The sequence below is a fragment of the Flavobacterium chungangense LMG 26729 genome (assembly GCF_000735715.2).
GTDB classification, from domain to species: domain Bacteria; phylum Bacteroidota; class Bacteroidia; order Flavobacteriales; family Flavobacteriaceae; genus Flavobacterium; species Flavobacterium chungangense.
This window is the reverse complement of the sequence record NZ_JASY01000007.1, coordinates 154,761-168,978: the sequence shown is the minus strand read 5'-3', so window position 1 is coordinate 168,978 and position 14,218 is coordinate 154,761. Positions and strand designations below refer to the sequence as shown.

General features: G+C 33.5%; 11 protein-coding genes and 3 tRNA genes. 8 read left to right on the top strand and 6 right to left on the bottom strand.

Going from position 1 to position 14,218, the window contains the following annotated elements:
* The first annotated feature begins 89 nt into the window (after nucleotides 1–89).
* Together JE46_RS13445 and JE46_RS13440 are read left to right on the top strand one after the other, a co-directional pair.
* Entirely contained in the window at nucleotides 90–1,148 is a 1,059-nt protein-coding gene (locus JE46_RS13445) for a sensor histidine kinase (RefSeq protein WP_031455810.1), read from the top strand.
* A gap of 66 nt (nucleotides 1,149–1,214) precedes the next feature.
* A complete protein-coding gene (locus tag JE46_RS13440; protein ID WP_031455809.1) occupies nucleotides 1,215–1,928 on the top strand; it encodes a LytR/AlgR family response regulator transcription factor in 714 nt (237 codons plus the stop codon).
* Nucleotides 1,929–2,169: 241 nt separating this feature from the next.
* On the opposite strand, the gene JE46_RS13435 is transcribed toward JE46_RS13440, so the two are convergent.
* The 6 genes from JE46_RS13435 to JE46_RS13410 all read right to left on the bottom strand — a co-directional run bounded on the left by JE46_RS13435 (nucleotide 2,170) and on the right by JE46_RS13410 (nucleotide 10,433).
* Nucleotides 2,170–2,817, bottom strand: coding sequence for a hypothetical protein (locus JE46_RS13435; RefSeq protein WP_031455808.1), 648 nt, complete (start codon nucleotides 2,815–2,817; stop codon nucleotides 2,170–2,172).
* Nucleotides 2,786–3,259 (bottom strand): hypothetical protein, encoded by a 474-nt coding sequence (locus tag JE46_RS13430; protein WP_031455807.1) that lies wholly within the window; start codon nucleotides 3,257–3,259, stop codon nucleotides 2,786–2,788. The genes JE46_RS13435 and JE46_RS13430 overlap by 32 nt, the downstream gene beginning before the upstream one ends.
* Nucleotides 3,260–3,557: 298 nt before the next feature.
* Nucleotides 3,558–5,471 carry a glucosamine-6-phosphate deaminase gene (nagB, locus tag JE46_RS13425; protein ID WP_031455806.1) on the bottom strand — a complete coding sequence of 638 codons (1,914 nt, stop codon included), beginning with the start codon at nucleotides 5,469–5,471 and terminating at the stop codon, nucleotides 3,558–3,560.
* Nucleotides 5,472–5,600: 129 nt separating this feature from the next.
* Nucleotides 5,601–7,697 (bottom strand): alpha-L-fucosidase, encoded by a 2,097-nt coding sequence (locus JE46_RS13420; RefSeq protein WP_031455805.1) that lies wholly within the window; start codon nucleotides 7,695–7,697, stop codon nucleotides 5,601–5,603.
* 727 nt (nucleotides 7,698–8,424) lie between these two features.
* Nucleotides 8,425–9,186, bottom strand: coding sequence for a C40 family peptidase (locus JE46_RS13415; RefSeq protein WP_031455804.1), 762 nt, complete (start codon nucleotides 9,184–9,186; stop codon nucleotides 8,425–8,427).
* A 68-nt stretch (nucleotides 9,187–9,254) separates the two neighbouring features.
* Complete coding sequence (locus JE46_RS13410; protein WP_031455803.1) at nucleotides 9,255–10,433, bottom strand: acetyl-CoA C-acyltransferase; 1,179 nt, start codon at nucleotides 10,431–10,433, stop codon at nucleotides 9,255–9,257.
* Between the two features lie 240 nt (nucleotides 10,434–10,673).
* On the opposite strand from JE46_RS13410, the gene JE46_RS13405 reads away from it, so the two are divergent.
* From JE46_RS13405 to JE46_RS13380, 6 genes are all read left to right on the top strand, one after another.
* Nucleotides 10,674–10,760 (top strand) — tRNA-Ser (locus tag JE46_RS13405).
* 15 nt (nucleotides 10,761–10,775) lie between these two features.
* A tRNA-Pro gene (locus tag JE46_RS13400) sits at nucleotides 10,776–10,850 on the top strand.
* A 32-nt stretch (nucleotides 10,851–10,882) separates the two neighbouring features.
* A tRNA-Arg gene (locus tag JE46_RS13395) sits at nucleotides 10,883–10,956 on the top strand.
* Nucleotides 10,957–11,096: 140 nt separating this feature from the next.
* The gene (locus JE46_RS13390; RefSeq protein WP_031455802.1) at nucleotides 11,097–11,888 is read left to right on the top strand and encodes a Fic family protein; all 792 of its coding nucleotides are present in this window, start codon (nucleotides 11,097–11,099) and stop codon (nucleotides 11,886–11,888) included.
* A 374-nt stretch (nucleotides 11,889–12,262) separates the two neighbouring features.
* Nucleotides 12,263–13,018 carry an SDR family NAD(P)-dependent oxidoreductase gene (locus tag JE46_RS13385; protein ID WP_031455801.1) on the top strand — a complete coding sequence of 252 codons (756 nt, stop codon included), beginning with the start codon at nucleotides 12,263–12,265 and terminating at the stop codon, nucleotides 13,016–13,018.
* Between the two features lie 74 nt (nucleotides 13,019–13,092).
* Entirely contained in the window at nucleotides 13,093–14,004 is a 912-nt protein-coding gene (locus JE46_RS13380) for a helix-turn-helix domain-containing protein (protein ID WP_031455800.1), read from the top strand.
* Nucleotides 14,005–14,218: the final 214 nt, after the last annotated feature.

Genomic DNA, 14,218 nt, shown 5'->3' with positions numbered 1-14,218 from the left:
ATAAATTTGACTTTTGTTAAAACTAATTTAGACGGACAACACATAAACTTAGATAAACATCAAAAAAAGTCACAAAATGCACTTTTATTATGAATTTCAATTCTAACAAATTATATCGGATACCATTGCGTTATCATGTGTTTTTCTGGCTGACTTATTTCTTGTTTAATACTTTTAGATGGGGAAGTTATTTTAACAATTACAGCTATTCATTAAAAACAAATTTATTAGGTTTTCCTATTCATATGACTTTGTGTTATCTGAATATACTGGTTTTTATGCCTTTTTTGGTTTATCGAAAAAAATATATTCTGTATGTATTGTCTGTATTAGCAACCATTTTTTTAATGGTCGTTATTAAATTCAATCTTACCTATTTATTAATTACGCACCAAGTGTGGCCTGAAGGCCCTGAAACTATTCAAAAACTCACCCTCAATTATACCATTGACATGATGATGGGCGAATTGTATGTGATGACTTTTGTAACTGCAATTAAAATAACTTTAGATTTCAAGAAAGAACAAAAAAGAGTAACCGATTTAGAGAAATCACAACTGGAAACAGAATTGCTTTTTCTTAAATCTCAAATTTCGCCTCATTTCTTTTTTAATACACTGAATAATATTTATTCGTTATCTGTAGAAAAATCAAACAAAACCCCAAAAATTGTACTTAAACTTTCTGAACTGATGCGGTATATGCTTTACGATACGAAGGGTAAAAAACAATCTTTAGAAAATGAAATTTTATGCATCCAAAATTACCTTGATCTGGAGCGAATTAGAAATGATGAAAGACTGGAAATAAACATGGCAGTTTCCGGTGATATACATGATAAAGAAATTTCTCCGGTGATATTACTTACTTTTATTGAAAATGCCTTTAAACATGGTGTAAATAAAAACACAGGAAAGGTCAAAATTGATATAAATTTTAAAGTTAAAGAAGACTTTCTTCATTTTACAATTTCAAATCCAAAGCCCCAAATTACAGGGCATAAAGACAATTTTAACAAGTCAAGTGGTATAGGTCTCGAAAATGTCAAAAAAAGACTTGAATTAGGCTATAATAAAAATGACTACAAGCTTTCTTTTAAAAATAAAAAGAATATTTTTGTCGTAAAGCTTGTGATTAAAGTCACCTAAAACAAATACTCCCCTTATTGATTTCACCTGCAAAATTATTTCGCTCAAATAACTAAGATTATAGAAATGAAAATAAATTGTTTGATTATAGACGATGAGCCATTGGCAATTAATATTATTAAAAATTACTTAGAGCCACTTGAAAATTTTGAGGTAACAAATACTTTCAGTAATCCGATTGAAGGCCTGAATTTTATTAAAAATAATAATGTCGATGTTATTTTTCTGGACATAAACATGCCCGTTCTCGATGGAATTAATTTTATAAAAAGTCTCGAAAACCCTCCTTTAATTGTAATCACAAGTGCCTATAGCCAGTTTGCAATAGAAACTTATGAACTTGACGTTTTAGATTATTTAGTGAAACCCATTGAGTTTCCAAGATTGATGAAAACGTTAAATAAAATAAGCAGGAGGATTGAGAAAAAGGACAATTCAAGTCCGGACAGCCATCCGGACAGCCCTTTTATATTCGTTAAAATTGACAAAAAGAGAATGAAGAAAATTTTCTTTAACGAAATTCTGGTGATCGAAAGCCTTAAAGACTATCTAAAAATAAACACTTTAACAGGCAAATATATAATTCACAGTACCTTGTCTGATTTTACCGATTTATTACCCGAAAAAAATTTCCTGAGAATACACCGATCATACACGATTGCAATTGACAAAATCGATGCCGTTGAAGGAAATAGTATCGAGATCGAAGGACTGAGATATGTTATTGGAAGATCGTACATCGATCATGTAAAACAGCGGATTTTGAATTCTTCGATTTAAATTTTCCTAAACCCATTCAAATTCACTCAGGATAAACCTAATTGAAAAATGTCATGTAAAGCAAAAATTTTAAACTTTGTTAGAATGACTATTTTGTATTATCAAATTATCAAAATTTAGCGAAAACCGTTCTTTTATCACTTGAGAGTGGTGAAATAAATATAATAATTCAGTTTTCCGGAACAAGTTAATATATAAAAGTAAAAGCAGTTTCAAGTTTTGAAACTGCTTTTTATTACTACTAATAAAACACATCGAGTTGGTACGATTTATTAATCACAACCCATTTTCTTTTTTCTTTTTTCATGATTATTAAATAATTATCAGTTAAGCCATTAATTGATTCAGTCGTTCCTTGACCAACTTTAAAAACTAAATACTTTTTACCACTATAAAATATAGGTTCTGAAAACGAAAAAATATTTGTGATTGGGCGATGTTGTTCTGAATGATAGACAATAAATTCTATAAATAAATGAGCTGAAAATAATTCAATATGTTTATAATCAAAATCCGTAGAAACCCATAAATTATTTGCTACAGTATTTTCTTCAGCTTTATGATAATATTTTTTTTTCATTTTTCTCCAATCCTCTTCATTATAGAGAGGTGGTTTAATTTCTTCTCTTTCATCTCTTTTATATTCATTGGTTAGAGAATTTTTAGAAGTTTTACCTTTAAAAATATCAATTACATGATTTGTACTTGTTTTCTCTTTTGTTATAAATATTTTTTGATTATAATCAGGAATGATTGTATGTAAAAAATCATTTATGGCTTGTTTTTTATTCTGGGCATTTGTTAAATTAGTTATAAAAAAGAGAGTAACTAATAGATATAAAAACTGTTCTGCCTTTTTAGAAAGACGAATATTCCCAATCAACTTCATATTTTATCAATTTATTGTTATTTTTTCTTTCCAATATATAAACCTTAAAGTACGGAAAAAAATTGGTTACTGGATTTAAAACGAGAAGTTTACTATTTGTTTTTCTTTCTACTTCTTGTTTTTTATTTTTAAAATATTTGTATGCATTCTTCTGTAAATCTGCAGGATTATCCAATTTTATTTTTTGTAAAAAATTTATTGGGCAAGTGTCTACGGCATAATTTTTTTTATAAACAAAACTTTCTCCCATAATATGGAAATAAATTTTTTGTTTGTCTTTTTTGCGTTCAGTATTAGGATTTAAAGAATCGAAAAGCACATATTTTACAGGTTTCAAATATTTCTCACCTCCTTTATAAAGGGTAAAATAATCGCTTTCTTTTGTTTGAGCATTTAAAGATGTTGATGCTATAAAGAATATTATATAAATTATATTTTTCATAATTAATTTACTGCGAATTAATATTTACACTTAACTTTTGCCAATCCGGTGATTTATAACTTGATCCGTAAAAAGTCTTCACTAAAAGTCTATAATGAGCGAAGCGGAATGAACTCTGGATAACAAGTATTTCCAGAAGCATAGAGCGTTTACTCAAAATTAATTATTTATACCAAAATAAAAACTTTGATTATAAAACACAAAAAATGCAGCCAACCACGGCTGCATTTTCAAAACTTGGTAACTAACTAACCAAAATAAACTACATGAAATAGTTTATTATATTTTTAAAATTTTCTTAGAAGAAATATCTCTTGAAAGCTTCGATTGCTGAATAATCTGCTAATCCTAAAGCATGATATTTTTCTGCAGTTAATCTGTTTCTGTCTTCTGCTCTTATCCAGAATTCCCTACTGTCATCACCCTGAAACATCACACCATCTTTTTGAGACTGGTGGAAGAAAATAGCATGACGCTTTTTAAGCACCTGATCCGGACTCATTGGAACTGCCATTTCAATTTGATACGATTCCCATTCGTGCCATGCACCTCTGTACAACCAAACCCAACAGTCATCCATGAAACTTTTGTGTTTTAATCTCTTCAAAGCTTCGAATAAACTATCCAGACAAACTTTGTGCGTCCCGTGCGGATCTGCTAAATCTCCGGCTGCGTAAATTTGGTGTGGTTTGATTCTTTCAATGATATCGCACATAATCTGTATATCTGCTTCACCTAAATTATTTTTCTTTACCGTTCCTGTTTCATAAAATGGCAGGTCAAGGAAATTCACATTAGAATCCGATACACTTAAATATCTTGTTGCTCCTAAAGATTCGCTTCTTCTAATTAAACCTTTTAGTTTTCTGACTTCCAGCAAATCGACATCGTTGCTTTTTTTATTTTTCAGAAAGTTGATAATCGTTTCAGCTTCAGCAGAATCAGGATTTAATGCTTTTGTAATTTCAGCAAATTTCAATGCCTCTTCGTTTGAAACGGCAATATTTCCTGAAGTCTGATATGCAATATGCACATCGTGTCCCTGCTCTACCAATCTGTCAAAAGTGCCTCCCATCGAGATAACGTCGTCATCCGGGTGTGGACTAAAAATGATAATTCTTTTTTTCTCCGGAGTTGCACGTTCCGGTCTGTACGTGTCATCGGCATTTGGTTTTCCGCCCGGCCATCCTGTGATGGTTTGCTGCATTTTGTTGAACATTTTAATATTCAAATCGTAGGCAGTTCCTTCTTCAGACAACACGCTTGACATCCCGTTATCATTATAATCTTTATCTGTCAGTTTAAGGAAAGGTTTTTTAGTCAACTCACTTAACCAAACCACTGCTTTCAGTTTTAATTCTTCTGTCCAGATTACCGATTTTACCAACCAGGGGGTTTTTACTCTCGTTAATTCTGATGAAGCTTCTGTGTCTAAAACAAATGTTGTGTTGCTGTGCTGCTGCAAATACGTAGCCGGAACACGAGATGAAATTTCACCTTCAATGGTTTTCTTAATAATTTCTGCTTTGCTGATTCCCCATCCAAGAAGTACAATTCTTTTGGCATTTTTTACGGTACCAATTCCCATTGTAATCGCTTTTTTAGGTACATTGTCAATTCCTAAAAATGATGATGCCGCATCTACTCTCGTTAAGTGATCCAGTGTAATACTTCTTGTACCTGAATTAACATGAGATCCCGGTTCGTTAAAACCAATATGACCTGTCCTTCCAATTCCTAAAAGCTGAAAATCCAATCCGCCGTATGATTTAATTTTCATTTCGTAATCAATACAATATTGCTGCAGATCTTCATTGCTGATGTTTCCGTCAGGAATATTAATATTTTGAGGCAAAATGTTCACATGATTAAAAAGATGCTCATGCATAAAGTACCAGTAACTCTGAATATTGTTTTTATCCATCGGATAATATTCATCTAAGTTAAAAGTTACTACATTTTCAAAACTTAAGCCCTCTTCTTTATGAAGCCTTACTAATTCTTCGTATACTTTTATTGGTGATGATCCGGTTGCTAATCCTAAAACGCAAGGTTCGTTTAACTCTTCTTTTCTCTGAATTATATTCGCTATCTCCTGTGCTACCAATACAGATGCCTCGTGAGATGAATCGAAAATTACATTATGAATCTTCTCAAAACGAGTTTCTTCAAACTTTCCCGCTTCTTTGAAATTTATACTTTCTTTAATCATTTCCCTGATGTTCTAATTTATTAGTATAAAATTAAGTATTACATAATCTAATAAATCAAAAATTCGACTAATAACCTGTTAACTTCGTTAGAAAACATAGTTTGAAACTTTAAACAAATTAAAGGTCAATTACTGTTCAATGATATTTATTTCTGCAATAGAAACAGCTGCCCCTTTTCCTACTGCCGACTTAGCAACGAAACGAATATATCGGGCTTTCCTTTTCTTAAATGTCTTAATTTGCTCAATCGGATTGTGTTTTATATTCGAAAATTCGCCTTGTGACTCTAACGTCCATTTTACATTATCCATACTGGAATAGAATTCATAGTTCGAAATCAAATTGAGATTATTTCCAACCTGTTGTGGCAGATAAGTGAACCCTTTTAGACTTAAAACACCTCCCATATCGATTGTGATTTCCTGAGGCAGTTTATTAGAATCATTTCCAAAACTCCAGTCTGTATTTGGATTTCCATCTATAATTCTGTCGGCCTGTTTTAAATCGCCACTTGAAGCGGTAACAATTTTCCAGTTTTCTTTTGATACACCGAATTTTGCTGTTTTTACAGCACTGCTTACACTCTCTTGTGTATTCATAGCAACAGCTTTTATCTGACCTGCATTCTTATACTGAAATGTTCCTTTATACAAAATACTTTTTTTCGTTGGATTTTTTCCTTCAAGCGAATAATAAACAGGATTTCCGTCTTCAGATTTTATGGTTACATTGCCATTTTTATCACGGATGATTTCTGGCATACGTACATAAGTTGGTGCATTATAAGCCTGAATATTTGAAATAACAATATTGGCTTTTGAATCGGTTATATTAATTCTTAATGCCGATGCTTTAACTCTTTCGATTCTTAGAATTCTTTTATAGCCAATAGTTGTTTCATTAACTACCGCTTTCCAGTTTCCATCCACTTTAACTTCAACATTAAAAGATTTTACACGTTGTCCAAGTGCTATGTTTTCTTGTAACAGAATACGATTAACATCAGTTGGTTTATCAAATTCAAAAGTAATTGAAGCTGTTTTTACATTGTCGTCTGTTGCCCAGTAGGTATTTTTATCTCCGTCTGTTACATTTTTTGCCGAAAATAAAGTGCTGTTTCCTCTTATATTATCAGCAGAAACTTTTGTTCCTGCTAATAATTCGGTTTTAAAATCGGATTTTATAGTCGAAACTAACTCTTTTAATCGGGCTTCATCATTTTCATGAACCAAACCTCTTCTGTCAACCGGAAGATTCAATAATAAAGTAGCATTACGGCCAATTGATTCATAATAAATATCAACCATCTCGTCCAGTGATCGTACTTTATCGTCTTCAACTTTATGATAAAACCATCCCGGTCTGATGGAAACATCGGCTTCGCCAGGAACCCATTTCTCTCCATCTTCATGCCCCGACATAAATTCGGTATAATGAACTTTGCCTGCCAATTCATCTTTTTGGCGTAAAAGCGACCAATTGGTTTTTCCGGCACGTCCTTCTTCATTTCCAATCCATCTTGCTTCAGACGGGCCGACTCCCCAAACCAGAGTTTTAGGTGCGGTTTTGTAAATTAATTTATAAGTTTCGTCCCAATTGTAATATTCCAGTGTATTAATTTTTCTTATTTCGTTGGCTCCGCCATAATAACCATCTCCTCCATTGGCACCATCAAACCACATTTCGAATACATCTCCATAATTGGTCAATAATTCTTTTAACTGATTTCTGAAATAGGTTATATATTCAGGTTTGCCGTATGCAGCGTGGTTTCTGTCCCATGGAGAAAGATACAATCCTAATTTTAAATTATACTCTTTGCATGCTTCAGCCAATTCTTTTACTACATCTCCTTTTCCATTTTTCCATGGAGAATTTTTCACAGAGCGTTCTGTATACGCTGACGGCCACAAACAAAAACCATCGTGATGCTTGGCCACCAAAATAATTCCTTTCATTCCGGCAGCTTTTACAATGCGCGCCCATTGTCGAACATCTAAATTCGTTGGATTAAATAATTGCGGTGACTCATCGCCATAACCCCACTCTTTATTGGTAAAAGTATTTAACGAAAAATGCACAAAAGCATAAAACTCCATTTCCTGCCAGTCGATTTGTTTTTGTGTTGGCAACGGACCAAAAGGCTCAGGAGATTTTACCAATTCCTGAGAAAAAACCGGTGTTCCTATTAAAAAAAGAATAAGTAATAAAAATATGTTCTTCATTGGGTCAGAAATTAATATTTTTTGTTAGTAAGACTAATTAAAATATAAATTTACAGTAAATCAATATTCTATTTCATACTATTTCGACCAACAACGTTTTTAAAAGTGGATTGGGAGGATTGTAAAGTACTGCAAAAGGTTTTGTGGAAATACAAAAAAAAAAAACGAACTAAAAGAGGCTTAAGTTTGAATGCAGAAGGATTAGTAAGAAAAACTTAAAAATCTAACGCTCTAAAATATGTTTGTAACCTGGTGTGATATGTATATTAATTTATTTATCGACGTCGATATTAATTTGTATCATTTAGCCCGAAATAATTTCACCAAACTGGTTTACATAGATTGCAATTAAACATAACATACTAAATATCAAATAATTAAATACAAACCGTTGCGTGAAATTGATTAAAAAAATTGACTTGATTATAAAAAGTATAAAATCGGGATTAAAAATCATTTATAACTTAAAGAATTGATGTCATCCTGAGCGGAGTCGAAGGCTTTTGAACACGAAAGGGCTTCGACTAAGTTTATCCTGAGCGAAGACGAATGGACTCAACCTGACACTTATTTTTAATTTCATCCAGCGGGTTAAATATAATTATACTTTAAAAAAAGACATCTGTAGTCAACAAAAGCTTGTTTTAAAACTATAATAATAATCGGGAATTCGATGTTTACGGCATTAATATAAAAGCTTGTTTAATTCAAAATAATTTATTGAATATTATATAATCTTCTTAATCACACGAAGCTTATGAGTGTGTTTTTTTAATTCAGGATTATAGATTCCTAAATGGTCCAAACGGTCAACGCGTACTTTTCCACTTGCGTGAATGATGTAGTTGTTTTCCATTATAATTCCGACGTGAATAATGTTTCCTTCGTCATTATCAAAAAAGGCTAAATCCCCTACTTCACTTTCTTCGATAAAGCTTAAAGGTTCACCCTCGAGTGCCTGCTGAGAGGCATCACGATGAATTCTGTAACCGTTTAATTTATAAACCATTTGTGTAAAACCCGAACAGTCGATTCCAAAAGGTGTTTTTCCGCCCCAGAGGTAAGGAGCGTTTAAATACATAAATGCCGTGCTGATTAATGCACTTTTAGGTTTAATTCCGCTGGTTTTTGTGCCTTCAAAATCAAAGTTTGAAGTATTGATTTCACTATTGTTCAGAAAAGACAATGAAGCGCCAAGCGGAATTGGAAGTAATAAATTATCCGGTGCACTGATATAATCAATCAAATCAGCGTTTAAAATAATAGCTTCTTTGCTTAATTGATTAAAATGCTCCTTAGAAATTACCTGATATTGTTTAGAATCTACCCAGCCCTCATAATCATCGAACTGAATTCTTATTCGCGCCCATTGATTTTGGCGTTCTAATATTTCGATATGTTCACCAAACAAAAGCTGTGTAACAATTTCACTTCTGTCACTAGCTTCAGCTCGAACGGGTACTATGGCAAGATTGCAGATTCCGAACATTTAAGGTAATTTATAAGTTTAAAATTAGGAGCATTTGAATTCAATAACTCCTAAAATAGAATATTTATTTAAGCTTTTTCGATAACAATAGCCGAAGCACCACCACCGCCATTGCAAATTGCAGCAGCTCCTGTTTTAGCATTGTTTTGTTCTAAAACATTTAACAAAGTAACAATAATTCGGGCTCCTGATGCTCCAAGAGGATGTCCTAAAGAAACTGCTCCGCCATTTACGTTTACTTTATCGTTATCTAAATTAAGGATTTTGGAATTAGCTAAACCTACTACAGAAAAAGCTTCGTTGAATTCGAAATAATCAACATCCCCAATTCCGATTCCTGCTTTTTCCAAGGCTTTAGGCAGTGCTTTTGCAGGACTTGTAGTAAACCATTTTGGTTCCTGAGCGGCATCAGCATAACCTTTTATATAGGCCAAAGGTTTTAATCCTAATTCAGTTGCTTTTTCTTCAGACATTAAAATTAATGCTGCAGCTCCGTCATTAATAGTGGAGGCATTTGCTGCTGTAACAGTTCCGTCTTTGGTAAAAACAGCACTTAAAGAAGGTATTTTGTCTAGTTTTACATTCGTATATTCTTCATCTTTTGAAACGATAATAGGTTCTCCACGTCTTTGTGGAACCTCTACAGGAATAACTTCATTATCAAATTTTCCGGCGTCCCATGCTTTTGCACTTCTTTCGTACGACTGAATAGCAAAATTATCCTGCTCTTCACGGCTGATGTTGTATTCAGTGGCACATAAATCAGCGCAAACTCCCATTGCGTTGTTATCGTAAGCATCTGTCAAACCATCTTTTTGCATTCCGTCCAGCAGAGTCGCAGGACCAAATTTATTTCCGGAACGCATTTGTACGTAGTGCGGAATTAAACTCATGCTTTCCATTCCGCCTGCCACAACAATTTCAGCATCTCCGCAGGTAATTGCCTGAGCAGCTAACATTACGGCTTTCATTCCGGAAGCACAAACTTTATTTACAGTTGTAGCAACTACTTCTTCCGATAATCCGGCAAAAAGTGCTGCCTGACGTGCAGGAGCTTGTCCAACTCCGGCCTGAATAACATTACCCATGAAAACTTCATCCACAAACTTTGGATCAAGATTAATTTTTTGGAGTGCTCCTTTTATAGCAGCCGCACCTAATTTTGGTGCCGGTACAGTAGACAATCCTCCCATGAAACTTCCGATAGGTGTTCTAACGGCAGAAACGATAACAACTCTTTTGTTCATTGTTCTGTAATTATTAGTTATTCTAGCAAATTTAATCTTTATTTATACAAATTCAAATTTTGAATCAATTCGAATGAATTTTAAATTTAAGATCATTTTTTTGTTAATTCTATTCGTTTGATTGTGAAGTGTTTTAAAAAAAATATTGAAAAAAGATAAAAAAAAGCACCGAAATACTTGTGAGATATGGAATGTTGTCTTACATTTGCAACCGCAAAATAGGGCATGTTCCTTGAGCTTGGAGAGTTGCCTGAGTGGCCGAAAGGACTTGTTTGCTAAACAAGCGTATGGGGAACTGTACCAAGGGTTCGAATCCCTTACTCTCCGCTTAAATTTTGCCTTCGGGGTGTAGCGTAGCCCGGTTATCGCGCCTGCTTTGGGAGCAGGAGGCCGCAGGTTCGAATCCTGCCACCCCGACAGAAACTTTGCTATAAAGTTTTAAAACAAATGGTTCCATAGCTCAGCTGGATAGAGCAACGCACTTCTAATGCGTAGGTCGAAGGTTCGAATCCTTCTGGGATCACATCAAAAGCCACTCAAATCGAGTGGCTTTTTTGTTATATACAATCATGATTGATTTATTGTTTGCGATTTTCTTCTAACTTATCTCGTTTATAGATTTAGAATCGTATTTTTATAATCAATTATTCTAAATTGTATAAAATGGAATCTTTGGTAGCAAAATTTAATAGTTTAGGAATTACTGATGTATTGCATTATGAGAAGTTCAATCTAATTTCCATAAGCCACCATTCTACAAAAATTGAAGGATCAACTTTGACAGAATTAGAAACTCAAATTCTGTTGGATGATGGTCTAACACCTAAAGGTAAACCTGTAAACGATACCTTAATGGTTACGGATCATTTTAAAGCACTTCATTTTATTATCGATAAAGCAAAGAATCAAATACCAGTTACAACTGAATTAATCAAAGAAATTAATGCAGTTGTAATGAAAAGTACAGGAGGTATTTATAATACTATTTTGGGCGAGGTTGATGCCAGTAAAGGAATGTTTAGAAAAGGAAATATTACAGCCGGCGTTTCTTATTTTCCAAATTATGATAAAGTTGAAAGATTGACAAATGAATTAGTAAAATTCATTAATACAAGTATGAATAATAATCTTTCAATTGATGAAAAATTAAATTTATCATTTGACGCTCATTTTAATCTTGTAAGTATTCATCCATTTTATGATGGAAATGGTAGAACTTCCAGATTGCTAATGAATTATATTCAGGCATTTTATAATCTTCCACTTGCTATTGTTAATAGTGAAGATAAACAGGATTATATTCAGGCGTTAATTGATACACGAGAAAATGAAAATATTGAGCTTTTTAGAACCTTTATGAAAAACCAATATGAGCAATATCTTTTGAAAGAAATCAAAAAATTTGAAGAAGGTTTTTCATCTAAATCAAATAAGGGATTTAGTTTTTTGTTCTAATTTATTTCTTCTACAGATTTAACAGACCACTCAAATCGAGTGGCTTTTTTTTTGTCCTGCATCCCAGCTCTTGAAATCATATCATGTGCAAAGTTCTCAGCTTACAATTGAACTTTCTTATAACGAAATTATATATTCCTAATTATTTCTACTGATATGATATTCCCCCTGTGACATTCATATTTTTCAGGCAGCAACAGCAACCTTATTCTACTTCCAAACTGCTTTTTAAGATTGCATCTGTCAAGGTTTTCTATTTTTTTTATTTATTAGGCGTGGTCCCACTCATTTTGGATACAACCTGCTTTGTTTTGAATACGCATTGTATTTATAAAACCTGGAAATTTGTAATTATAAAATTTAAAAAAATATCAATGGGTCAAATATTAAAAGATAAAGTAGTCATCGTAACTGGTGCATCAAAAGGAATTGGTGCCGGAATAGCTCGCGAAGCCGGAGCTGCAGGAGCTAAAGTTGTGGTTAATTACGCATCCAGCAGAGAAGATGCTAATTCGGTTGTTGATGAAATCACAAACCAAGGAGGCCAAGCTATTAGCGTACAGGGCGATATGTCTAAAAAAGAAGATGTACAGAAACTTTTTAAAGCTGCAGAAGATGCTTACAGCAAGGTCGACGCAGTGATCAATAACGCAGGAGTATATGAATTTGCGCCACTAGAAGCGATTACTGAAGAATCATACAGACGAATGTTCGACATTAACGTTTTAGGGATACTTCTCGCTTCCCAGGAAGCTGTTAGAGCTTTTGGTAACCGGGGAGGAAGTATTGTAAACATTACTTCTTATGCAGGAACAAGACCTGATCCTTATTCTATCGTTTATGGATCGTCAAAAGCTGCTGCAGACGCACTGACCATTTCAATGTCACAGGAGTTGGGACCTAAAAACATCAGAGTCAATTCTATCAGACCTGGAGGTGTTCTAACAGAAGGGGTCGCAAAGTTGGGAGTCGATAGTGATTCCGAAGTGATAAGAGAAACAATAAACAGAAGTGCATTAGGCAGGATGGCGAAGCCTGAAGATATAGGTAAGATGGCCGTGTTTTTTGCATCTGACGAATCTAAGATAATTACCGGACAGATGGTGGAAGTTTCCGGTGGTTACAAATAAATGATTAACTTAACATTTTGATCGTATACAAAGAGATCGTGTGTAAGTTTGTAATTTCAAAAAAATAATGTATTATGGCTAAAGAAGAAAAATCGGTAACCATCATCAATTCAGTATCAGAACTGCACCGAATGCTGAAGTTGCCTCCCCCAAAGAACACACTGATATCGCTGATTAATCATAAGGATGAAGTACCACAAGACCAAACGGTGGAGCGATTAGTTTTGAATTTTTACCAGATCTGTATTAAACGGAATTTCAAAGGCCAATTCAAATACGGACGAAATTATTATGATTTTGACAAGGGGACGATGACCTTTTCTGCACCTCAACAGGTTATTTCTGTCGATCAGGGAGACGAAAAGGATAATGAAGGCTGGTCTTTACTATTTCATCCGGATCTCATCAGGAACTATCCTTTGGGAAAAAATATTAAGAACTACGGTTTTTTTTCCTATGAGGTCAATGAAGCGCTTCATTTGTCAGATGATGAGGAACAACTGATCGAAGGTCTGGTTAGCAATATCGTTACAGAATATGAGTCTCGAATCGACAACCTCAGTGCTGATGTGATTGTTTCAAATCTGGAATTACTTTTAAACTATTGTAATCGTTTTTACAGCCGACAATTCATTACCAGAAAAATGGCAAATAACGATGTGCTGACCAGATTTGAGATGGCTTTAAATAAGCATTTTGAAGATGATGCAATTACAGGCTTACCGACGGTTCACAGCCTGGCATCAGAAATGGGAATTTCATCGAGCTATCTGAGTGATATGCTGCGTACCCTGACAGGCCAAAATACACAACATCATATTCATGAAAAACTGATTGAGAAAGCAAAAGAAAATCTGGCCACCACCAATTTGTCAGTTAGTGAGATCGCTTTTAAACTAGGGTTTGAGTATCCTCAATCCTTCAGTAAATTATTTAAAAGCAAAATGGATATAACTCCATTGGAATATAGACAGTCTTACAGTTGATGTCACTGTATATTTTCAAATCGATATATTAACAAGTATTTTAAATCGCTGTAATTAATTCAAGAGAATTACTACTTAACTCTAAGTTTACTTAAGGTGTAACCATTTTTGATTACACCTTTTATATTTTTATCAATCTATGATTTTGCAATTAATTATTTAGAATCAATGCAATACCTCTTGTGGCAATGTTTATTTAGATCTTTTGAATATC

Bases quoted from the DNA above. Each gene is read 5' to 3' on its own strand.
- JE46_RS13445 (WP_031455810.1), top strand. From the start codon at position 90: ATGAATTTCAATTCTAACAAATTATATCGGATACCATTGCGTTATCAT.
- JE46_RS13440 (WP_031455809.1), top strand. From the start codon at position 1,215: ATGAAAATAAATTGTTTGATTATAGACGATGAGCCATTGGCAATTAAT.
- JE46_RS13435 (WP_031455808.1), bottom strand. From the start codon at position 2,817: ATGAAGTTGATTGGGAATATTCGTCTTTCTAAAAAGGCAGAACAGTTT.
- JE46_RS13430 (WP_031455807.1), bottom strand. From the start codon at position 3,259: ATGAAAAATATAATTTATATAATATTCTTTATAGCATCAACATCTTTA.
- nagB (WP_031455806.1), bottom strand. From the start codon at position 5,471: ATGATTAAAGAAAGTATAAATTTCAAAGAAGCGGGAAAGTTTGAAGAA.
- JE46_RS13420 (WP_031455805.1), bottom strand. From the start codon at position 7,697: ATGAAGAACATATTTTTATTACTTATTCTTTTTTTAATAGGAACACCG.
- JE46_RS13415 (WP_031455804.1), bottom strand. From the start codon at position 9,186: ATGTTCGGAATCTGCAATCTTGCCATAGTACCCGTTCGAGCTGAAGCT.
- JE46_RS13410 (WP_031455803.1), bottom strand. From the start codon at position 10,433: ATGAACAAAAGAGTTGTTATCGTTTCTGCCGTTAGAACACCTATCGGA.
- JE46_RS13390 (WP_031455802.1), top strand. From the start codon at position 11,097: ATGGAATCTTTGGTAGCAAAATTTAATAGTTTAGGAATTACTGATGTA.
- JE46_RS13385 (WP_031455801.1), top strand. From the start codon at position 12,263: ATGGGTCAAATATTAAAAGATAAAGTAGTCATCGTAACTGGTGCATCA.
- JE46_RS13380 (WP_031455800.1), top strand. From the start codon at position 13,093: ATGGCTAAAGAAGAAAAATCGGTAACCATCATCAATTCAGTATCAGAA.